This is a genomic window from Pseudomonas sp. UBA7530, assembly GCF_002479365.1.
GTDB lineage: Bacteria > Pseudomonadota > Gammaproteobacteria > Pseudomonadales > Pseudomonadaceae > Aquipseudomonas.
In genome coordinates, this window is sequence record NZ_DLMS01000001.1 from 536,669 (window position 1) to 557,896 (window position 21,228).

Consider the following 21,228-nt stretch of genomic DNA (forward strand, 5'->3'; position numbering starts at 1 on the left):
TGGCCGGTCTGGTTGTTGTCGCTGTCGATGGCCTGCTTGCCCATGATCACCAGCTGCGGCTGCTCCTTGTCGACCACAGCCTTGAGCAGCTTGGCCACGGCAAGAGAGTTCAGCTCGTCATTGGACTCGACCAGGATGGCACGGTCGGCGCCGAGGGCCAGCGCGGTGCGCAGTTGCTCCTGAGCGGTAGCCGGACCGATGGTGACGACGACGATTTCGCTCGCCACGCCCTTCTCCTTCAGGCGTACGGCTTCTTCCACGGCGATTTCGCAGAAGGGGTTCATGGACATCTTGACGTTGGCGAGGTCGACGCCGCTGTTGTCCGCCTTGACGCGAACCTTGACGTTGTAGTCAACCACTCGTTTGACAGCTACAAGAACCTTCATGGATTCCTCGTTACTCTCCGGTGAATAAGAATGTCGCCCAGGCGAGCCTGGCCAGTGATGCAAAATCGGCCGCAACCAACCTTTCAGCTCAGACGGCGAGCGCAAAACCGCCCGTATCTTGACCCCGCGGCCTGGCCTGGTCAATACAGCGAACTGGCCGGTCATCCGCGATGTAGTACGATTCTAGCAGGCCTACAGAAAATTCAAACAAACGTTTGTATTGGCCCGTCGAGAGGGTGTAGATATAATGCCCACGCCGTGCCTAGGGAGCGAGTCGCGCCCTCCCCTATAAAACATCGAAGAGCCTTGAGTAGGAGATAGCCTGTGGAACGCGAATTTATGGAGTTCGACGTCGTCATCGTCGGCGCCGGCCCATCCGGACTGTCCGCCGCCTGCCGACTGAAGCAGAAAGCCGCTGAAGCGGGCCAGGAGATCAGCGTCTGCGTGGTCGAAAAAGGCTCCGAAGTTGGCGCCCACATCCTCTCCGGCGCGGTATTCGAGCCGCGCGCCCTGAACGAACTCTTCCCCGACTGGAAAGAACTTGGCGCCCCACTGAATACCCCGGTCAAGCGCGATGACATCTATCTGCTGCGCGACGCCGACAAGGCTACCCGAATTCCTGACTTCTTTGTGCCGAAAACCATGCACAACGAAGGCAATTACATCATTTCCCTGGGCAACCTGTGCCGCTGGCTGGCCCAGCAGGCCGAGAACCTGGGCGTGGAGATCTACCCGGGCTTCGCCGCTCAGGAAGCGCTGATCGACGAGAATGGCGTGGTGCGCGGTATCGTCACCGGTGACCTGGGCGTCGACCGCGAAGGCAATCCCAAGGAAGGCTACTACACCCCCGGCATGGAACTGCGCGCCAAGTACACCCTGTTCGCCGAAGGCTGCCGCGGCCACATCGGCAAGCAGCTGATCAAGAAGTACAACCTCGACAGCGAAGCCGATGCCCAGCATTACGGCATCGGCATCAAGGAAATCTGGGACATCGACCCGTCCAAACATGACCAGGGCCTGGTGGTACACACCGCCGGCTGGCCAATGGACATCATGGGCACAGAGAACACCGGTGGCTCCTTCCTCTATCACCTGGAAAACAACCAGGTGGTGGTGGGTCTGATCATCGACCTGTCCTACGCCAACCCGCACCTCTCGCCGTTCGACGAATTCCAGCGCTACAAGCACCACCCGGTAGTCGCGCAGTACCTGGAAGGCGGCAAGCGCGTTTCCTATGGCGCCCGCGCCATCTGCAAGGGCGGCATCAACTCGCTGCCGAAAATGGTCTTCCCGGGTGGCGCACTGATCGGCTGCGACCTCGGCACCCTGAACTTCGCCAAGATCAAGGGCAGCCACACTGCGATGAAATCCGGCATGCTGGCGGCCGACGCCATCGCCGAAGCCCTGGCTGCCGGCCGTGACGGCGGCGACGAGCTGACCAACTATGTCGATGGCTTCAAGGCCAGCTGGCTGTACGACGAACTGTTCCGCAGCCGTAACTTCGGCGCGGCCATCCACAAGTACGGCGCCATCGTTGGCGGCGGCATCAACTGGCTGGATCAGAACATCTTCGGCGGCAAGGCGCCCTTCACCCTGCACGACAACAAGCCGGACTACGCCTGCTTGAAGCCTGCAGCGGAGTGCGCGAAGATCGCCTACCCGAAACCGGACGGCAAACTCAGCTTCGACAAGCTCTCCTCGGTGTTCCTCTCCAACACCAACCATGAGGAAGAGCAGCCCTGCCATCTGAAGCTGGCCGACCCGAGCATCCCGATCGAGAAAAACCTGCCACTGTACGACGAACCGGCGCAGCGCTATTGCCCGGCTGGCGTGTACGAAGTGGTGACGCAGGAAGACGGCGCGAAGAAGTTCCAGATCAACGCGCAGAACTGCGTGCACTGCAAGACCTGTGACATCAAGGACCCGGCCCAGAACATCACCTGGGTTGCACCGGAAGGCACTGGCGGCCCGAATTACCCCAACATGTAATTCGCGTCCGGCGTGAAAAAGGCTCCCTCGGGAGCCTTTTTTATTATCTGCAGGTGCTTGGGTGGGAACGGGCTTGTCCGCGAACCTGCGCGTAAAATTTCGCGGACAAGTCCGCTCCCACAGCGCTCGCTTCTGCGCGCTGTCAGTCCTGATAGCTGATCTTGCGGCTTATGGCACCACCGATGGCTGAGTGGTTCCGGAAGGCAGTGGCGGGCCGAATTAGCCCAACATGTGACGCAACGAAGAGTTCCCACCGGAGCCCTTGTTCGCTAGCTGCAGTTGCTTGCGTGGGAGCGGACTTGTCCGCGAACTGCGTAAAAGCTCGCGGACAAGTCCGCTCCCACAGAGCTCGCTTCTATACGCTGTCAGTCCTGATAGATCATCTTGCGACTCATGCCGCCGTCGATGACGAACTCCTGTCCAGTGACGAAACCGGCCGCATCGGACAGCAGCCAGGCGACCTGCGCTGCGACGTCTTCCACCGTGCCAACGCGGCCGACCGGATGCTGCGCATGATCGAATACCGATAGCGGCTCCAGCCGCTGCTGCGATGGGTCACGGGCATCGATCCAGCCCGGGCTGACGCAATTGACGCGAACCTCGGGGCCGAGACTGATGGATAACGCATGGGTCAGCGCCACCAACCCACCCTTGCTCGCGGCATAGGCCTCGCAATCGGCCTCGGACTGGCTGGCGCGGGTCGAGGCGATGTTGACAATGGCGCCGCGATGCCCGCGCAGATACGGCGCGCAATGCTTGGCCAGCAGCATGGCTCCGGTCAGGTTGACCGCCAGGATGCGATTCCAGCGTTTGAGATCGAGCGACTCCAGCGGCGGCGTATGAGGGTCGGCAATGGCCGCGTTACACACCAGCGCATCGAGACGACCGAACTGACCAAGAATCTCGGCAACGCCGACACTGACCTGATCCTCCTTGGCTACGTCCATGGCAACGAACCAGGCGTTGTCGCCCAGCACACGTGCCACCTTCGAGCCGCGCTCGCGATCGACGTCGGCCAGCACCACCTGCCAGCCCTCGGTGATCAGCCAGGCACTGATACCCAGACCGATACCACGCGCCGCGCCGCTGACCAGCGCGACACGCCCATTGTTGGGCGCATCGTCACTCCCCCACTCCAGCATCAGAGCGCGGCCAGGCCGCGTGCCAGATCTGCCTTCAGGTCTTCCAGCTCTTCCAGCCCCACCGCAACGCGGATCAGACTGTCGCTGATGCCGGCATTGGCACGCTCCTGCGGCGTCAGGCGACCATGCGAAGTAGTGGCCGGGTGGGCGATGGTGGTCTTGGTGTCGCCGAGGTTGGTGGTGATGGAGATGACACGCGTGGCATCGATCACCTTCCACGCCGCGTCGCGACCACCCTTGGCCTCGAAGCTGACCACCGCACCGAAGGCACTCTGCTGCTTCTTCGCCAGCTCATGCTGCGGATGGCTGGGCAGACCGGCGTAGTACACGCGTTCGACCTGCGGCTGTTGCTCCAGCCACAGCGCCAGTTGCAGGGCACTCTCGCTCTGCGCGCGCATACGAATACGCAGGGTTTCCAGGCCCTTGACGAACATCCAGGCGTTGAACGGGCTGAGGGTCGGCCCGGCGGTACGCAGGAAACCCACCACTTCCTTCATAAGCTCGCTGCGGCCGGCGACCACGCCACCCAGGCCACGGCCCTGACCGTCGATGTACTTGGTGGCCGAATGCATGACGATATCGGCACCAAGTTTCAGCGGCTGCTGCAGGGCCGGCGTGCAGAAGCAGTTGTCCACCGCCAGCAGCGCGCCACGCGCATGGGCGATCTCGGCCAGTGCCGCGATATCCACCAGCTCGGCCAGCGGATTGGACGGCGACTCGACGAACAGCAGCTTGGTATTGGGCTTGAACGCACCCTGCCAGGCATCCAGATCGGCCAGCGGCACATAATCCACCTCGATGCCGAAACGCTTGAGGTACTTCTCGAAAAGACTGATGGTCGAACCGAACACGCTGCGCGACACCAGCACGTGGTCGCCGCCGCTGCACAGACTCATGACGATGGCGAGGATGGCCGACATGCCGGACGCGGTGGCCACCGCCTGCTCGGCGCCTTCCAGCACCGCGATGCGCTCCTCGAAGGTGCGCACAGTGGGGTTGGTATAGCGCGAATAGACGTTGCCCGGCACTTCACCGGCAAAACGCGCGGCCGCATCGGCGGCGGTACGGAACACGTAGCTGGAGGTCAGATACAAGGCCTCGCCGTGCTCACCCTCCGGCGAACGGCGCTGACCGGCGCGCACCGCCAGGGTGTCGAAGCCAACACCATCCAGATCGCTGTCGAGCCGCCCCGCTTCCCATTCCAGTGTCATCTTTCTACCTCACGAATAAGTAGCCCGGATGCAATCCGGGAACTTCAATACGACATTCCCCCGGATTGCATCCGGGCTACAAATCAAGGGCAGGATTCCCCTGCCCCGCGCATCAATTGTTGTGCAGATCGATAATCGCGCTGACCGCCTGCGACTTGGCCTTGCTGGCGTCGTTGCGCGCCTGCTCGATGCGGTCCAGGTAGGCCTCATCGACGTCGCCGGTCACATACTTGCCATCGAAAACCGCACAGTCAAAGTTGTCGATCTTGATCTTCTTGCTGCCGCTGACCGCTTCGATCAGGTCCGGCAGATCCTGGTAGATCAGCCAGTCTGCGCCGATCAGCTCGCACACCTGCTCGGTGCTGCGACCATGGGCGATCAGCTCATGGGCGCTGGGCATGTCGATACCGTACACGTTCGGGTAGCGCACAGCAGGCGCCGCCGAGCAGAAGTAGACATTCTTCGCCCCGGCCTCGCGGGCCATCTGGATGATCTGCTTGCAGGTTGTGCCACGCACGATGGAGTCGTCGACCAGCATCACGTTCTTGCCGCGGAACTCCAGCTCGATGGCATTGAGCTTCTGCCGCACGGATTTCTTGCGCGCTGCCTGGCCGGGCATGATGAAGGTACGACCGATGTAGCGGTTCTTGACGAAGCCTTCGCGGAATTTCACGCCCAGGCGGTTGGCCAGCTCCAGCGCAGCGGTACGACTGGTGTCGGGGATCGGGATGACCACGTCGATATCATGCTCCGGACGCTCGCGGAGAATCTTTTCGGCCAGCTTCTCGCCCATGCGCAGGCGTGCCTTGTAGACCGAGATGCCGTCCATGATCGAGTCCGGACGCGCCAGATAGACGTGCTCGAAGATGCACGGCGCGTATTTTGGATTGGCCGCGCACTGACGGGTGAACAACTGGCCTTCCTCGGTGATGTACACCGCTTCGCCCGGCGCCAGGTCGCGGATCAGGGTGAAGCCGAGCACGTCCAGCGACACGCTTTCCGAGGCGATCATGTACTCCACGCCTTCGTCGGTGTGGCGCTGGCCGAAGACGATCGGGCGAATGCCATTGGGGTCGCGGAAGCCGACGATGCCGTAGCCGGTGATCATCGCCACCACGGCGTAGCCGCCCAGGCAGCGCTCGTGCACGTGGGTGACGGCGGCGAACACGTCTTCCTCGGTTGGCTGCAGCTTGCCCCGCTGGGCCAGCTCGTGGGCGAATACGTTGAGCAGCACTTCCGAGTCGGAGTTGGTGTTCACGTGGCGCAGGTCGGACTCGTAAATTTCCTTGGCCAACTGCTCGACGTTGGTCAGGTTGCCGTTGTGCGCCAGGGTGATGCCATACGGCGAGTTGACATAGAACGGCTGCGCTTCGGCCGAACTGGAGCTGCCCGCAGTTGGGTAGCGCACGTGACCGATGCCCATATGGCCGACCAGACGCTGCATGTGGCGCTGCTGGAAGACATCGCGCACCAGGCCGTTGTCCTTGCGCAGGAACAGGCGGCCATCATGGCTGGTGACAATACCGGCAGCATCCTGGCCGCGGTGCTGGAGGACGGTCAGCCCGTCATACAGCGCCTGATTGACGTTCGATTTACCGACGATACCGACGATGCCACACATGTGCCACGACCCCTGCTAGATAATTCAGGCTAGTTCAGCGACCGGTGCAGCGGTTGGTCCGCGCCGGCCACTCTTTTAAAGCAGATCGACTGGGTTAGCCGAACCACCGGTAAACCACTGCTCGGACCACCCCAGAATGAGGTTCTTCGACCAGTCGGCAACCATCAGAAAATGCGGCACCAGTTGCGACTGCTGCCACCACGAATCCTGCTCAACCGGTGCCAGGCTGATCAGCCCGACCAGCAGCACGACCAGCAAGCCTCCACGCGCGGCGCCGAATACCATGCCGAGAAAACGGTCGGTACCGGACAGGCCTGTCACGCGGATCAGCTCACCGATCAGGAAATTGACCAGCGCGCCCACCAGCAAGGTGGCGATAAAGAGAATGGCACAGGCGGCGATCACCCGTGCCGAAGGTGTTTCGATGAATTCGACGAGATGCTGGGCCAATGCGCCACCGAACATCCAGGCGACCACACCTGCGATGATCCAGGTCAGCAGCGACAGGGCTTCCTTGACGAAGCCGCGCTTGAGACTGATCAGACTAGAAATGGCGATGACGGCGATGATCGCCCAATCGACCCAGGTGAATACCACGGTGCGGCCTACCAGCGGAAAAGGCGGAGCATTTTAGCAGAGCCCGGCGAATCGGGTAACCGGGCGTTGCATATCAACGATGGGCTCAGCCGGCCTCAGGCTGGAAACGCACGACAAAACCGCTGAGCTTGTGCTGGCGATTGAGCTGGTCGCGCAGGCGCTCGGCCTCGGCACGCTCGATCAACGGACCGACGAACACGCGATTCATGCCATCGAAGGTGCGGATATAGGCGTTGTAGCCCTGGCTGCGCAGGGTTTTCTGCAGGTTCTCCGCCCCACCGCGACTGGACAGACTGGCCAGTTGCACCGACCAGCTGATCGGCAGACTGTTGGCGTCCAGGCGCCCTTCAGGCTTGGCCGGAGCCGTGGTGACGGCCTGCTCGGTCTTGGCAGGCTCGGTCCTGGCCGGTTCGGGTTTGCTCGGCTCGGCAGCAGGAGGCGGGGTCTGCTTGGGCTGCTCCGGCACCTCGACGATCTGCGGCTCAACCTCCTCGACCGGCACAGGTTCCTGCGGCAACGGCTCGGGCTCGACGACCTCGGCAGGCTCAACCACGATCTCGGCAGCCTCCGGCGCCTGCGGCATCGCCGGAGCCTCGACCACCACGCGACGCATCTCGTCTTCGCGCGACAGCAGCATCGGCAGGAAGATCACCGCCAGCGCCACCAGCACCAGCGCACCGACCATGCGCTGCTTGAGCCCCTTGTCCAGCATTGCCATCCCCCAATCCCCTTATCAAGCCGGGCGGGCCAGCCATTCCAGGGCCTCGGCCACGCAGAAAAACGATCCGAACAACAGTATCTCGTCACCATCTGCCGCCTGCTCGCACTGTGCCTCGAGCGCAGCACGCACATTCGGATATTGCCCCACCGCCGCGCCCTGTGCCTGCAGATGCCCGGCCAGTTCACCAGCTGAACGCGAACGCGGCGTATCGAGCGGCGCCACCGCCCAGGTGGAAACCAGGCTCAAGAGCGGCGCGACCACGCCCGGCAAATCCTTGTCGGCCAACAGGGCGAACACGGCCCGGCGCTTTCCGTTCGGCGGGCGGCTTTCCAGGCGCTGCGCCAGATAATCGGCCGCATGGGGATTATGCCCAACATCGAGCAACAGTGTGAGTGACTTGCCTCGCCAATCCAGCGCGCGGCGATCCAGCCGCCCGGTGACTCGCGTGGCCAGCAACGCCTGAGCAATCCACTGCTGATCCCAGGGCAGCGGCAGAAGCGCATAGGCCTGTAACGCCAGCGCGGCGTTTTCCATGGGCAAATCGAGAACTGGCAATTGCTCCAGGCGCAGCACCTGGCCCTGCGCGTCGAGGCCATACCAGGACCATTCCTGCGCCTTAACGCTCAGGTCATAGTCACGGCCGCGCAGGAACAGCGGCGCATCCAGGGTCGCGACCTGCTGCAACAAAGGCAGCGGCGGATCCAGATCACCGCACAAGGCAGGCTTGCCGGCACGCATGATGCCGGCTTTTTCGAAGGCCACCGACTCACGGGTATCACCGAGCCAGTCGGCATGATCCAGGCCAATGCTGGTGATCAGGGCCAGATCGGCATCTACCAGATTGACCGCATCCAGACGCCCGCCCAGGCCGACTTCGAGCACCACGGCATCCAGTCCGGCCCGCTCGAACAGCCAGAAGGCTGCCAGCGTGCCCATCTCGAAGTAGGTCAGCGATATTTCGCCACGCGCCGACTCGACCGCCGCGAAAGCCTGGCACAACGCCTCGTCGCTTACCTCACGCCCATCGACGAGCACACGCTCGTTGTAACGCAGCAGATGGGGCGAGCTGTAGACCCCGACACGCTGCCCCTGAGCACTGATCAGGCTGGCGAGAAAGGCGCAGGTGGAACCCTTGCCGTTGGTGCCGGTGACGGTGATCACCAGCGGCGCGGGCTTGCCCAGGCCGAGCCGGTGCGCCACCTCGCGCGAGCGCTCCAGACCCATGTCGATGGCCGAGGGATGCAACTGCTCGAGGTAGGCGAGCCACTCGCCCAGGCTACGTTCGGTCATGCAGTGGCCGGCAGGGAAACCGGGGAAGGACGATGCATCATCTGCGCCAACAGGCGCGCCAGACGCGGACGCAGCTCATTGCGCGGAATGATCATGTCGATGGCACCGTGTTCGAGCAGGAACTCACTGCGCTGGAAGCCTTCCGGCAGCTTTTCGCGTACGGTCTGCTCGATCACGCGCGGGCCGGCGAAGCCGATCAGCGCCTTCGGCTCGGCCACGATCACATCGCCGAGCATCGCCAGGCTGGCCGATACGCCGCCGTAGACCGGGTCGGTCAGCACGGAGATGAACGGTAGGCCCTCTTCACGCAAACGCGCCAGCGCAGCGGAGGTCTTGGCCATCTGCATCAGCGAGATCAGCGCCTCCTGCATACGCGCACCACCGGAAGCGGAGAAGCACACCAACGGGCAGCGCTTTTCCAGCGCAACATTGGCCGCCTGGACGAAACGCTCGCCGACGACGGCACCCATGGAACCGCCCATGAAGGAGAACTCGAACGCGCAAACGGCGATCGGCATGCCTTCGAGGGTGCCGCTCATGGAGATCAGCGCATCCTTCTCGCCGGTCTGCTTCTGCGCAGCGGTAAAGCGATCCTTGTACTTCTTGCTGTCGCGGAATTTCAGACGGTCCACCGGCTCCAGGTCAGCGCCGATCTCTTCGCGGCCGTCGGCATCAAGGAAGATATCGAGACGCGCGCGCGCGCCGATGCGCATGTGATGGTTGCACTTGGGGCAGACGTCGAGGGTCTTTTCCAGCTCGGGACGATAAAGCACGGCATCACAGGACGGACATTTGTGCCACAGGCCCTCGGGCACAGAGCTCTTCTTCACCTCGGAACGCATGATCGAGGGAATGAGTTTGTCTACCAACCAGTTGCTCATGCTGTCATTTCTCCATAACCGTTGGTTCGGATGAACGCTTCATCGTGAGCGCCCATCTCCAGCAATTCTTTTCTGCCGCATCGCGCCCATCGAAACGAGCCACGGCGGCGTGACAGGCTAATTGACGGCCCCGCCTCGATCGCCGTCACATTGCGTGTCATGCACGGCCTGCACGAATGCACGAATCTTCTCTGCATCCTTTATGCCTTTATTCACCTCTACCCCGCCACTGACATCGACGGCATAGGGCCGGACCTGGCGAATGGCGGCAGCGACGTTGCTCGCCTCCAGGCCGCCGGCAAGGATGATCGGTTTGTCAGCGTCCTGCGGTACGAGTGACCAGTCGAAGGCCGCCCCGGTTCCGCCGGGCACACCCTCGACGAAAGTGTCGAGGAGAATGCCGCGCGCACCGGCATAGGGCGCCATCGTGGCAGCCAGATCCTCACCCGGACGCACACGCAGTGCCTTTATGTAGGGTCGGCCATAGCCCTCGCAATCAGCGGGCGACTCGTCGCCATGAAATTGCAGCAAGTCCAGCGGCACCTGCTGCAACACGGCCAGCAACTGATCACGCGGCATGTTCACGAACAGGCCGACACAGGACACGAAGGGCGGTACCGCCTGCACGATAGCAGCAGCCTGCTCGACACTGACGGCACGCGGGCTCTTGGCGTAGAACACCAGGCCAATGGCATCCGCCCCGGCCTCTACTGCGGCCAGCGCATCTTCCACTCGGGTAATGCCGCAAATCTTGCTGCGCACGCGCATTCGCTTCACACCTTCTGCCTGTCGAACGCCGGATGGTAACAAAGGCTCAGCCTTGCCGCACATCTACCAGACCGGAAAGAAAATGCGGCCCCAGGTAGCGCGACGGCAACTCGAACTCTTCCGGGTAATCCACCTGTACCAGGTACAGGCCGTAGGGATGCGCAGTCACGCCTCCGCTATGGCGATCCCCGCGCTCGAGCACCTCGCGCGCCCACTCGGGCGGCCGCTCACCAGCACCAATGGTCATCAACACGCCGGCGATGTTACGCACCATATGGTGCAAAAATGCATTGGCGCGGATATCCAGAACGATAAAGCGGCCATGTTCGATCAGCTGCAGATGGTGAACGGTCTTGACCGGTGACTTGGCCTGGCACCGCGTCGCGCGGAAGGCACTGAAATCATGTGTGCCTACCAGAGCCAATGCGGCTTCACGCATGCGCGCCACATCAAGCGGCCGATGATTCCAGGTAACCTCTTCAGCCATATGCGCCGGACGAATCGGGTCGTTGTAGATGACGTAGCGATAGCGCCGCGCCATGGCCGAAAAACGCGCATGAAAATGCGCCGGCATTACCTTGGCCCAGGTCACGCTGATGTCGCTGGGCAGGTTCATGTTGGCACCCATGATCCAGGCATGCAGCGAGCGCTCGACGGTGGTATCGAAATGCACCACCTGACCGCTGGAATGCACGGACGCATCGGTGCGCCCTGCGCAGTGAATAGTGACAGGCGCACCGCCTGCCACTTTCGACAGCGCATCCTCCAGGCACCCCTGGATGGAAGCGACCTTGCCGCTCTGACGTTGGAAACCGCGATAACGTGCGCCCTTGTATTCAAGGCCCAGGGCGACTCTGGAAAAGCCAGCGGCCGCCATTTCGGCGGCCGCTACAGGTACTGCTTCAGACATGGAATCGATCAAACCAACTTGGAAATCATCTCGCGAGCTTCCTGCTGCTGTGCGTCGTTACCCTCGGCGACCACCTCATCGAGAATGTCGCGCGCCCCTTCGGTGTCGCCCATGTCGATGTAGGCGCGCGCCAGGTCGAGCTTGGTCGCGGTCTCATCGGTGCCGGAGAGGAAATCGAAGTCTTCGTCACCATCCAGACCAGCAGACAGGTCATCGACCGGGGCCAACGGAGCCGCTTGCGGCTCTTCGAAATCGTTCGACAACTGATCCAGCTCGGCAGTCACTTCATCGAGCTGCGCTGCAAAGCTGTCAGGCTCGACAACAGGTTGAGCCGGGGTTTCGTCTTCGAGCGATAGATCGAAGTCGGCCGGCAGGTCGAGGTCGACAGCCGGCGTCTCTTCCGGCAGATCGAGACTGAAGTCGGACAGATCGTCGGCAGGCTGATTCAGCGGCGCGTCATCATCCAGGCTCAGCAGGAAATCATCGGCTTCGTCGCTGGGGGCGGCAGCAGGCTCGTCCAGCTCGAGGCTGAATGCAGAGAGATCGTCGGCCGGCTGGGACAGTTCGACCTTGTCGTCGCCCAGGGCCAGATCGAAGTCCAGATCGTCATCAGCCGCAGCAGAGGGCGCAGCAGCAGGCTCGTCGATCAGGCCGAAGTCCAGGTCGTCATCCAGCGACAGCGGCGCCTCATCGGCGTTGGCGGTCTGAAGATCGCTCTCCAGATCGGCCTCGAGATCATCGAGGCTCAGGTCGAATGCATCGTCCAGATCGCCAGTCGTGGCGGCAGGCGTCTCGGCGGCCGGCTCGTCCAGGCTGAGATCATCGAGGTTGAAATCGCCCATGTCGTCCTCGGCGGACGCTGCAGCAGCCACTACCCCGGCGCCGGTAAAGGCAGCGATGGCCGGATACTTGGACTTCAGTTGTTCGGCCTCGGCATTCGCCCCGCCGATTTCGCGCAGCTCGTTGTCCTGACGGGCAAAGCCTTCGCGATCACCCAGCTCGGCATAGACCTCCATCAACTTCAGGCGCAGGTCGGTACGATGCGGCTCGTCGTTGATCGCGTTCTGCAGCAGCTCAGCCGCCTGATTGAAGCGGCCGTAGGCGATGTAGATATCCGCCTCGCCCAGGGCATCGCCGGTCTGTGCCGTAACGCGCTCCTCGCCAGCGGCCTGAACAGGCTCGTCGTCGAGACCGGCGAAGCTGTCTTGCGGCATATCCAGATCGGATGCGAATGCCTGATCCTGGGACAGCTCGTCAGCCAGCTCGTCTTGCTGCTCGGCTTCCTTCATGGCATTGCGGCGCGACAGCGCCATGAGGGCGACCAGCAGGAGCAGCAGCACGCCACCACCCGCCAGGCCCAGCGTCATCGGGTTGGCCATCAGGTCATCGACAAAGCCCTGCGGAGCCGGAGCTCGTGCCGGAGCGGGCGCAGCCGGCTTGGCCTCTTCGACCGGCTTGGCCGGAGCGGCAGGCTCAACGGCAGCAGCCGGCTCCTCGGCCGGCTGTTCGGTGGTGGCGGCGCTGTCTTCGACAGGCGCAGCCGGTTCCTCGGAATAATTGTAGTCAGGCGCCGCCTCTTCAGGCGGCGAAGCCGGTGGTGTCGCTGCCTCCGACACGGGAGGCGCGACCTCGGGCTCAGCAGTTGGCGCTTGCGCAGCCGGCGCATCGGTAGCCGGGGCTTGTGCAACCGGCTCGTCCGCAGCAGCCGGAGCCGGAGCCGCCGACAGATCGGCCTGCAACTTGGCCAACTGACTGTCTTTCAATTCGACCAGACGCTGCAGCTTGTCCAGCTGACTCTGCAGGTCACCGACGCGGCTCTGCAGCTCGGCATTCTCGCGACGGGTAGAGTCCAGGCTTTCCTGGGTCACGGCCAGCTTGTCGGTCAGCGCCTTGCTGTTGGCCGAGCCGGTATCGCTACCGCGAGTGGACTGGCCGGCTTCAGCAGCGACCAGCTTCAGGCTGTCAGCCGACTCGGCAGTGGCCGGCGCGGAACCTGCGGTGGTACGGCGTGTGGCATCCAGCTGACGCGAGGCGACGGCGCGACCTTCGCGCCAGGCGGCGTTCTGCTCGGCCACCTGAGCGACCGCCTCGGCATTGCTGCGGCTGCGAATCTGCTGCTCGTCCGGCAGGCGCAGCACCTGGCCGCTCTTCATGCGGTTGATGTTACCGCCAATGAAGGCATCAGGATTCAGGTCCTGGATGGCCAGCATGGTCTGGTTGACCGAAGAACCACCGCCAACACGCTGGGCGATTTCCCAGAGCGTATCGTTGGCAGTGGTTCTGTATTCGTTACCGGCAATGGCGCGAGAAGCCGGGGCCGGTGCGGCAGGACGCGGCGCGGGAGCCGGTGCGGCGCTGCTCGGAGCGGGCGCGGAAGGCGCAACGGTCGCACGCGGTGCAGGCGCAGGAGCGGCAATCGGCAATTGCGGCGCAGCGGCTACCGTGGTCTGCGGAGAGTAAAGCGGTGGATCGAGCAGCAGGGTGTACTCACGCAGCAACCGACCGTTCGGCCAGAGCACTTCCACCAGGAAGTTGAGGTAGGGTTCGCGCACAGCCTTGCTTGAAGTAACGCGAATGACACTCTTGCCATTAGGTTTCAATACGGGAGTGAACTTGAGATCGGTCAGGAAGTACTGACGATCGACGCCCGCCTTGATGAACTCTTCAGGGGACGCGAGGTTGGGAATCACCTCATTGGAGGCCAGGTCGCGCACCTCCAGCAACTCGATTTCCGCTACCAGCGGCTGATTCAGCGAGGACTGCAGGGTAACTTCACCCAACCCCAGCGCATGCGCCATACCGGAAGACAGCGCGGAAGCGGCTGCGATTGCCAGCACCAGTTTGCGAACCCGAACCATAGCGTTATCCCTTGTTTTAGCTTTTTTCTCGGCATGCGAGAGGGTCTTGAGAATTGCTGCCTGCCTCCGCTCTAGGAGCGGCTCCCCATTCAGCAATCAACTCAGCCAGTATTGCCAAGCTAGAAAGATTCTTCAAATTTCTAGGTAAGTATCTTTTACAGATAGTGTTTTATCAATAACTCGGCCAGCTGCACTGCATTCAGTGCGGCGCCTTTTCTTACATTATCAGACGCAATCCACAAATTGAGCTGCGTTGGATCGCCGACACCACGACGAACCCGCCCGACATAGACTTGATCCTGCCCCACCGCATCGCCCACAGCAGTCGGGTAGTCGCCCGCCTCAACCAGCTCGATCCCCTGAGCGGCCTCGAGCAACTGCAGCACGGTACTGATGTCGACCTCAGAATCCGCCTGTACGCCAAGCACCAGGCTATCGCCAAAAAATACCGGAGCCAGGGCGCACGTCGCGGCCACCGGAAGTTCGGGCACGTCGAGCAATTGCCGAACCTCTGCGGCGAGACGCTTCTCCAGCTGCGCGTGCCCTTGCTCGTCGACTTCGCCGACCTGCGCCAGCAGGTTGAAGGCGATCTGCCGATCCACCGTCCTGGGCTCCAGCGGACGTGCGTTGAGCAACTCGGCGGTCTGCCGCGCCAACTCCTGTACGCCACTGCGCCCCAGGGTCGAGATCGCCAACATGGCAGTCAGCTGCAACCGCTGCGGCTGCAGTATCGGTTTCAATGCAGCCAGCACCAATGCGCAGGCAACCGCCGAAGGGGTTGGCGCACTGACGCACCACGGCTTGCTCAACGCCGGCAGCGCCTCGACGCCCAGCTCCGGCAAGACACAGGGTGCTTGCTCCAGCGGTAACGCAGCGCTCAGATCGATGAGCGAGCAGCCGGCCGCCAGCACTCGCTCGCGGCAATCGCGCGTGACTTCCGCGCCTGCGGCGAAGAACGCCAACTGCACCTGCGAAAAGTCGAAGGCCTCGAGCGACCTGACCCGGACCTGGCGGCCACGGAATGAGAGGCTTTGTCCTGCCGACTCGATACTGGCCAGCAGGTGCAGATCCTTGAGTGGAAACTCGCGCTCTTCGAGCAACTCGACCAGCGCTTCGCCGATATTACCGGTGGCGCCGATCAGCGCGACATTGATGGGCTGACTCATGGACTGACCTACAACGCAGAGGGAGCGGCACTGTAACTGCACGCCCACATCCGGGCAACGATGTGTGCCCCATAAAAGACAAAGCCCCTCTGCCAAAACAGAAGGGCCTCGTTTGATTCCGGATACCCGGCTGGCGCTTAGCGCTCCAGCAGAATCCGCAGCATGCGGCGCAGCGGTTCGGCAGCGCCCCACAGCAGTTGGTCACCCACGGTGAAGGCACCCAAATACTGCGAGCCCATGTTGAGCTTGCGCAGACGACCGACCGGAACGCTCAGGGTGCCGGTCACGGCAGTCGGTCCGAGGTCGCGGATGGAATCTTCGCGATGGTTCGGCACCAGCTTGACCCAGGGGTTGTGCTGGCTGATCAGGCCTTCGATGTCGCCCATCGGCACGTCCTTGTTGAGCTTGATGGTCAGCGCCTGGCTATGGCAACGCATGGCGCCGATGCGCACGCAGATACCGTCGACCGGGATCGGGTTCTTGAAACGGCCGAGGATCTTGTTAGTTTCGGCCTGGGCTTTCCACTCTTCGCGGCTCTGCCCGTTCGGCAGCTCCTTGTCGATATAGGGGATCAGGCTGCCGGCCAGCGGCACGCCGAAATTGTCGACCGGGAAGGCCTCGCCACGCATGGCTTCAGCAACCTTACGATCGATGTCGAGGATGGCGCTGGCCGGGTCGGCCAGTTCATCGGCGACAGCGCCGTTGATCTCGCCCATCTGCTTGATCAGCTCGCGCATGTTCTGCGCGCCAGCACCGGAGGCCGCCTGGTAGGTCATGGCGCTCATCCATTCGACCAGACCGGCTTCGTACAGGCCGCCCAAGGCCATCAGCATCAGGCTGACGGTGCAGTTGCCGCCGATGTAGTTCTTGCTGCCGGCATCCAGCGCCTGGTCGATCACCTTGCGGTTGACCGGGTCGAGCACGATTACCGCACTGTCATCCATACGCAGGCTGGAAGCCGCGTCGATCCAGTAGCCCTGCCAGCCGGCTTCACGCAGTTTGGGGAAGACTTCATTGGTGTAGTCGCCGCCCTGGCAGGTCAGGATCACGTCCAGGCCCTTGAGGTCGTCGATGCTGTAGGCATCCTTCAGCGGGGCAATGTCCTTGCCAATGGCAGGGCCCTGGCCGCCGACATTGGAGGTGGTGAAGAACACCGGCTCGATCAGGTCGAAGTCCCGCTCTTCCAGCATGCGCTGCATGAGCACGGAACCGACCATGCCACGCCAACCGATCAGACCTACACGTTTCATAACGACTACACCTATATAAACAGCCAGCCGGAACCACCCCGGCGGGGCTGGGAAGATTACAGACTACGCAGCGCGGAGGCCACTGCATCACCCATCGCAGCGGTACCGACCTTGGTCTTGCCCTCGGACCAGATGTCGCCGGTACGCAGGCCCTGATCCAATACCAGGCTCACCGCTTTTTCGATGGCATCGGCCGCGGCCACCTGGCCGAAGCTGTAACGCAGCATCATGGATACCGAGAGAATGGTGGCCAGCGGGTTGGCGATGCCCTTGCCGGCGATGTCCGGCGCGGAGCCATGGCACGGCTCGTACATGCCCTTGTTGTTGGCGTCCAAGGATGCCGATGGCAGCATGCCGATGGAACCGGTGAGCATCGAAGCTTCATCGGACAAAATGTCGCCAAACATGTTGTCGGTAACCATCACATCGAATTGCTTGGGCGCGCGCACCAGTTGCATGGCGGCGTTGTCGACGTACATGTGGCTCAGCTCGACGTCCGGATAGTCCTTGGCCACTTCCTCGACCACGGCACGCCACAGCTGGCTGGACGCCAGAACATTGGCCTTGTCCACCGAGCACAGCTTCTTGCCGCGCACGCGCGCCATATCGAAGCCGACCTTGGCGATGCGGCGGATTTCGCTCTCGCTATACGGCAGGGTGTCGTAAGCCATGCGTTCGCCGTTCTCCAGCACCTTGCTCTCACGCGGCTGGCCGAAATAGATGCCGCCGGTCAGCTCGCGGACGATGAGGATGTCCAGGCCCGCGACCACTTCCGGCTTGAGGCTGGAGGCCTCGGCCAACTGCGGATAGAGGATGGCCGGACGCAGGTTGCCGAACAGGCCCAGTTGCGAACGGATCTTCAGCAAACCGCGCTCCGGGCGGATGGCCGGATCGATGGCGTCCCACTTCGGCCCGCCAACGGCGCCGAGCAGCACCGCGTCAGCCGCCTTGGCACGCGCCAGGGTTTCGTCGGCCAGCGGCACGCCATAACGATCGATGGCCGCACCACCCAGATCATCGAAGCTCAACTCGAAGCCCAGGGCGTATTTGTCATTGGCCAGGTTCAGTACCTTGACCGCCTCGGCCATGATTTCCGGGCCGATGCCATCGCCAGGGAGAACCAGAATCTGTTTCATGAAGATTTCCTTCGGAAATAGCTACAAGCTTCAAGCTTCAAGCTGCAAGCCACAAGCAAAAGCCGCTTTTACTTGCAGCTTGAAGTTTGCGGCTTGCAGCCGGGTTTATTTGATCGCGCCGAACAGCCAGGGGCTGCCCTGCTGGTACTTGGCTTCGAAGGCCTTGATCGCGTCCTGATCCTGCAGAGTGAGGCCGATGTCGTCCAGGCCGTTGAGCAGGCAGTGCTTGCGGAAGGCATCGACTTCGAAGCTGTACTGCACGCCATCGGGACGGGTCACGGTCTGCGCCTCGAGGTCAACGGTCAACTGATAACCTTCAGTGGCCTCAGCCTGCTCGAACAGCGCATCGACCTCTTCATCCTTGAGGATGATCGGCAGCAGGCCGTTCTTGAAGCTGTTGTTGAAGAAGATATCAGCGAAGCTCGGCGCGATGACGGTGCGGAAGCCGTACTCGTCCAGCGCCCATGGCGCGTGTTCGCGCGAGGAACCGCAGCCGAAGTTCTCACGAGCCAGCAGCACACTGGCACCCTGATAACGCGGGAAGTTGAGCACGAAATCCTTGTTGATCGGACGCTTGGAGTTGTCCTGGTTCGGCTGGCCGACATCCAGATAACGCCACTCGTCGAACAGATTTGGGCCGAAGCCGGTGCGCTTGATCGACTTCAAGAACTGCTTGGGAATGATCTGATCGGTGTCGACGTTGGCACGATCGAGCGGGCAGACCAGACCGGTGTGTTGGGTGAAGGCTTTCATGTGCGGTCTCCTCAGGCCTGAATCAATTCGCGAACGTCGATGAAGCGACCGGTCACCGCCGCAGCGGCAGCCATGGCTGGGCTCACCAGATGGGTACGACCACCGGCACCCTGACGGCCTTCGAAGTTGCGGTTGGAGGTGGACGCGCAATGCTCGCCGCTACCCAGTTTGTCCGGGTTCATCGCCAGGCACATGGAGCAACCCGGCTCACGCCATTCGAAACCGGCTTCGATGAAGATTTTGTCCAGCCCTTCGGCCTCGGCTTGCGCCTTGACCAGGCCAGAGCCCGGCACCACCAGCGCCTGTTTGACGGTCGCAGCGACCTTGCGGCCCTTGGCCACTTCAGCGGCAGCGCGCAGGTCTTCGATGCGCGAGTTGGTGCAGGAACCGATGAACACGCGATCCAACTGGATATCGGTGATCGGCTGGTTGGCGCTCAGGCCCATGTACTTGAGCGCACGGGTGATCGAGTCCTTCTTCACCGGGTCGGCCTCGACGGCCGGGTCCGGCACGTTCTGGTCGACGGCCAAGACCATTTCCGGCGAAGTGCCCCAGCTGACCTGCGGCTTGATGTCTTCGGCCTTCAGCTCGACCACGGTGTCGAACACCGCATCGGCGTCGGACACCAGGTTCTGCCACTGCGCCACGGCCATGTCCCAATCGCTGCCCTTGGGCGCGAACGGGCGATCCTTGACGTAGGCGATGGTCTTCTCGTCCACCGCTACCAGGCCAACGCGGGCACCGGCCTCGATGGACATATTGCAGATGGTCATGCGCCCTTCCAGCGACAGGTCGCGGATCGCGCTACCGGCGAACTCCAGCGCATGGCCGTTGCCACCGGCAGTGCCGATCTTGCCGATCACGGCCAGCACGATGTCCTTGGCGGTCACGCCGAACGGCAGTTTGCCTTCGACGCGCACCTGCATGTTCTTCATTTTCTTGGCGACCAGGCACTGGGTGGCGAGCACGTGCTCGACCTCCGAGGTACCGATACCGTGGGCCAGCGCACCGAAGGCGCCATGAGTCGAGGTATGCGAGTCGCCGCAGACCACGGTCATGCCTGGCAGAGTAGCGCCCTGCTCCGGGCCGACCACGTGGACGATGCCCTGGCGCACGTCGTTCATCTTGAATTCGAGGATGCCGAAGTCGTCGCAGTTCTCATCCAGGGTCTGTACCTGGATGCGCGAGACCTCATCGGCGATAGCCTCGAGGCCGCCCTGGCGCTCGGCCTTGGTGGTCGGCACGTTGTGATCCGGCGTGGCGATGTTGGCATCGATGCGCCACGGCTTGCGCCCGGCCAGGCGCAGGCCTTCGAAGGCCTGGGGCGAAGTCACTTCGTGGAGGATGTGACGGTCGATGTAGATCAACGAGGAACCGTCGTCACGACGTTTCACTTCGTGCATTTCCCAGAGCTTGTCGTAGAGCGTCTTGCCAGTCATCAGCCTTACCTCATCAGCGCCTTTTGAGCACATCCATAAACTGCCAGCGTTATCACCGACTGGCGTCAGAAGTGCATCTTTCTATGCCTCGGGCGAAAAAGGCCCTTTGGCTTATGGGGAGAATGCTATTGCCGGGCACGAAATAACTCAAATTCATATTTTTTATTCAAAGGATTCCGCATTGGAATGTATGCTCAAGGCATTCTTCTATTCGCGGAGCGCCCCATGGATTTGGCCAACCTCAATGCCTTTATCGCCATCGCCGAGACGGGCAGCTTTTCCGAAGCCGGCGAGCGCCTGCATCTGACCCAGCCGGCGGTGAGTAAACGCATCGCCGGCCTGGAGCAGCAACTGGGCGTGCGCCTGTTCGATCGCCTCGGCCGCGAGATCGGCCTGACCCAGGCGGGCCGCGCCCTGCTGCCGCGCGCCTACCAAATCCTCAACGTGCTGGACGACACGCGCCGCGCGCTGACCAATCTATCCGGTGAGGTCAGCGGCCGTCTGACGCTCGCCACCAGTCACCATATCGGCTTGCATCGCCTCCCTGCACTGCTGCGTGCGTTTACCCGCGCCCACCCGCAGGTGGCACTGGATATCCAGTTTCTCGATTCGGAGGTGGCCTACGAAGAGATTCTGCATGGTCGCGCCGAGCTGGCGGTGATCACCCTCGCCCCGGAAACCCGCGAACCGATCCGCGCCGTGGCGGTGTGGGACGACCCGCTGGACTTCGTCGCCGCGCCGGAACATCCGCTGGCACGCAGCCAGGCGATCAGTCTGGCCGACGTGGCGCAGCACCCCGCGGTATTTCCCGGCGGCAACACCTTCACTCATCACATCGTGCAGCGCCTGTTCGAGGCCCAGGGCCTGACGCCGAATATCGCCATGAGCACCAACTACCTGGAAACCATCAAGATGATGGTGTCCATTGGCCTGGCCTGGAGCGTACTGCCACGCACCATGCTCGACGAACAGGTCGCGCGCCTGCCGATCCCGGGCATTCAGCTGACCCGCCAGCTAGGCTACATCCTGCATACCGAGCGTACGCTGTCCAATGCTGCGCGGGCTTTCATGGATCTGCTCGACAGCCAACGGGACGACCTTGCATAGGCC

At 62.5% G+C, this 21,228-nt stretch carries 18 protein-coding genes; 2 read left to right on the forward strand and 16 right to left on the reverse strand.

Annotated features, from left to right (window positions below; translation table 11 throughout):
• The coding region (locus B2U07_RS02605; protein ID WP_296275662.1) for an electron transfer flavoprotein subunit beta/FixA family protein at nt 1–386 on the reverse strand (386 nt) is incomplete at its 3' end.
• A 324-nt stretch (nt 387–710) separates the two neighbouring features.
• Between B2U07_RS02605 and B2U07_RS02610 the strand changes: the two genes are divergently transcribed.
• The gene (locus tag B2U07_RS02610) at nt 711–2,375 is read left to right on the forward strand and encodes an electron transfer flavoprotein-ubiquinone oxidoreductase (protein WP_275544798.1); all 1,665 of its coding nucleotides are present in this window, start codon (nt 711–713) and stop codon (nt 2,373–2,375) included.
• Between the two features lie 365 nt (nt 2,376–2,740).
• On the opposite strand, the gene B2U07_RS02615 is transcribed toward B2U07_RS02610, so the two are convergent.
• The 15 genes from B2U07_RS02615 to leuC all read right to left on the reverse strand — a co-directional run bounded on the left by B2U07_RS02615 (nt 2,741) and on the right by leuC (nt 20,118).
• Complete coding sequence (locus tag B2U07_RS02615; RefSeq protein ID WP_275544797.1) at nt 2,741–3,517, reverse strand: SDR family oxidoreductase; 777 nt, start codon at nt 3,515–3,517, stop codon at nt 2,741–2,743.
• Complete coding sequence (locus B2U07_RS02620) at nt 3,517–4,728, reverse strand: O-succinylhomoserine sulfhydrylase (protein WP_275544796.1); 1,212 nt, start codon at nt 4,726–4,728, stop codon at nt 3,517–3,519. Before B2U07_RS02620 ends, B2U07_RS02615 begins: the two co-directional genes overlap by 1 nt.
• A 112-nt stretch (nt 4,729–4,840) precedes the next feature.
• A complete protein-coding gene (gene purF, locus B2U07_RS02625) occupies nt 4,841–6,349 on the reverse strand; it encodes an amidophosphoribosyltransferase (protein WP_275544795.1) in 1,509 nt (502 codons plus the stop codon).
• A 75-nt stretch (nt 6,350–6,424) separates the two neighbouring features.
• Nucleotides 6,425–6,946, reverse strand: coding sequence for a CvpA family protein (locus B2U07_RS02630; protein ID WP_275544794.1), 522 nt, complete (start codon nt 6,944–6,946; stop codon nt 6,425–6,427).
• An 85-nt stretch (nt 6,947–7,031) separates the two neighbouring features.
• Nucleotides 7,032–7,664, reverse strand: a complete 633-nt coding sequence (locus B2U07_RS02635; protein WP_275544793.1) for an SPOR domain-containing protein — start codon at nt 7,662–7,664, stop codon at nt 7,032–7,034.
• Nucleotides 7,665–7,679: 15 nt separating this feature from the next.
• A complete protein-coding gene (gene folC / locus B2U07_RS02640) occupies nt 7,680–8,957 on the reverse strand; it encodes a bifunctional tetrahydrofolate synthase/dihydrofolate synthase (protein ID WP_275544792.1) in 1,278 nt (425 codons plus the stop codon).
• Nucleotides 8,954–9,838, reverse strand: coding sequence for an acetyl-CoA carboxylase, carboxyltransferase subunit beta (accD, locus tag B2U07_RS02645; RefSeq protein ID WP_275544791.1), 885 nt, complete (start codon nt 9,836–9,838; stop codon nt 8,954–8,956). Before accD ends, folC begins: the two co-directional genes overlap by 4 nt.
• A 117-nt stretch (nt 9,839–9,955) precedes the next feature.
• A complete protein-coding gene (locus B2U07_RS02650; RefSeq protein WP_275544790.1) occupies nt 9,956–10,606 on the reverse strand; it encodes a phosphoribosylanthranilate isomerase in 651 nt (216 codons plus the stop codon).
• Between the two features lie 46 nt (nt 10,607–10,652).
• Nucleotides 10,653–11,516, reverse strand: coding sequence for a tRNA pseudouridine(38-40) synthase TruA (gene truA, locus B2U07_RS02655; RefSeq protein WP_197857303.1), 864 nt, complete (start codon nt 11,514–11,516; stop codon nt 10,653–10,655).
• A gap of 8 nt (nt 11,517–11,524) precedes the next feature.
• On the reverse strand, nt 11,525–14,374 hold the full coding sequence (locus B2U07_RS02660; protein WP_275544789.1) for a FimV/HubP family polar landmark protein: 2,850 nt from the start codon (nt 14,372–14,374) through the stop codon (nt 11,525–11,527).
• A 155-nt stretch (nt 14,375–14,529) separates the two neighbouring features.
• Nucleotides 14,530–15,540, reverse strand: coding sequence for an aspartate-semialdehyde dehydrogenase (locus B2U07_RS02665; protein ID WP_275544788.1), 1,011 nt, complete (start codon nt 15,538–15,540; stop codon nt 14,530–14,532).
• Between the two features lie 137 nt (nt 15,541–15,677).
• Nucleotides 15,678–16,790, reverse strand: a complete 1,113-nt coding sequence (gene asd / locus B2U07_RS02670; RefSeq protein WP_275544787.1) for an aspartate-semialdehyde dehydrogenase — start codon at nt 16,788–16,790, stop codon at nt 15,678–15,680.
• Nucleotides 16,791–16,846: 56 nt separating this feature from the next.
• The gene (gene leuB, locus B2U07_RS02675; RefSeq protein WP_275544786.1) at nt 16,847–17,926 is read right to left on the reverse strand and encodes a 3-isopropylmalate dehydrogenase; all 1,080 of its coding nucleotides are present in this window, start codon (nt 17,924–17,926) and stop codon (nt 16,847–16,849) included.
• Between the two features lie 105 nt (nt 17,927–18,031).
• Nucleotides 18,032–18,679 carry a 3-isopropylmalate dehydratase small subunit gene (leuD, locus tag B2U07_RS02680; RefSeq protein WP_275544785.1) on the reverse strand — a complete coding sequence of 216 codons (648 nt, stop codon included), beginning with the start codon at nt 18,677–18,679 and terminating at the stop codon, nt 18,032–18,034.
• A gap of 11 nt (nt 18,680–18,690) precedes the next feature.
• The gene (gene leuC / locus B2U07_RS02685) at nt 18,691–20,118 is read right to left on the reverse strand and encodes a 3-isopropylmalate dehydratase large subunit (protein ID WP_275544784.1); all 1,428 of its coding nucleotides are present in this window, start codon (nt 20,116–20,118) and stop codon (nt 18,691–18,693) included.
• A gap of 225 nt (nt 20,119–20,343) precedes the next feature.
• Here leuC and B2U07_RS02690 point away from each other — a divergent pair, with 225 nt between their 5' ends.
• On the forward strand, nt 20,344–21,225 hold the full coding sequence (locus tag B2U07_RS02690) for a LysR family transcriptional regulator (protein ID WP_275544783.1): 882 nt from the start codon (nt 20,344–20,346) through the stop codon (nt 21,223–21,225).
• Nucleotides 21,226–21,228: the final 3 nt, after the last annotated feature.

What these genes read in the sequence shown, in the direction of transcription:
- B2U07_RS02620 (WP_275544796.1), bottom strand. Translation starts at nt 4,728, where the DNA reads ATGACACTGGAATGGGAAGCGGGGCGGCTCGACAGCGATCTGGATGGT.
- B2U07_RS02660 (WP_275544789.1), bottom strand. Translation starts at nt 14,374, where the DNA reads ATGGTTCGGGTTCGCAAACTGGTGCTGGCAATCGCAGCCGCTTCCGCG.
- truA (WP_197857303.1), bottom strand. Translation starts at nt 11,516, where the DNA reads ATGTCTGAAGCAGTACCTGTAGCGGCCGCCGAAATGGCGGCCGCTGGC.
- accD (WP_275544791.1), bottom strand. Translation starts at nt 9,838, where the DNA reads ATGAGCAACTGGTTGGTAGACAAACTCATTCCCTCGATCATGCGTTCC.
- leuB (WP_275544786.1), bottom strand. Translation starts at nt 17,926, where the DNA reads ATGAAACAGATTCTGGTTCTCCCTGGCGATGGCATCGGCCCGGAAATC.
- leuC (WP_275544784.1), bottom strand. Translation starts at nt 20,118, where the DNA reads ATGACTGGCAAGACGCTCTACGACAAGCTCTGGGAAATGCACGAAGTG.
- leuD (WP_275544785.1), bottom strand. Translation starts at nt 18,679, where the DNA reads ATGAAAGCCTTCACCCAACACACCGGTCTGGTCTGCCCGCTCGATCGT.
- B2U07_RS02665 (WP_275544788.1), bottom strand. Translation starts at nt 15,540, where the DNA reads ATGAGTCAGCCCATCAATGTCGCGCTGATCGGCGCCACCGGTAATATC.
- asd (WP_275544787.1), bottom strand. Translation starts at nt 16,790, where the DNA reads ATGAAACGTGTAGGTCTGATCGGTTGGCGTGGCATGGTCGGTTCCGTG.
- folC (WP_275544792.1), bottom strand. Translation starts at nt 8,957, where the DNA reads ATGACCGAACGTAGCCTGGGCGAGTGGCTCGCCTACCTCGAGCAGTTG.
- B2U07_RS02615 (WP_275544797.1), bottom strand. Translation starts at nt 3,517, where the DNA reads ATGCTGGAGTGGGGGAGTGACGATGCGCCCAACAATGGGCGTGTCGCG.
- B2U07_RS02650 (WP_275544790.1), bottom strand. Translation starts at nt 10,606, where the DNA reads ATGCGCGTGCGCAGCAAGATTTGCGGCATTACCCGAGTGGAAGATGCG.
- B2U07_RS02635 (WP_275544793.1), bottom strand. Translation starts at nt 7,664, where the DNA reads ATGGCAATGCTGGACAAGGGGCTCAAGCAGCGCATGGTCGGTGCGCTG.
- purF (WP_275544795.1), bottom strand. Translation starts at nt 6,349, where the DNA reads ATGTGTGGCATCGTCGGTATCGTCGGTAAATCGAACGTCAATCAGGCG.
- B2U07_RS02690 (WP_275544783.1), top strand. Translation starts at nt 20,344, where the DNA reads ATGGATTTGGCCAACCTCAATGCCTTTATCGCCATCGCCGAGACGGGC.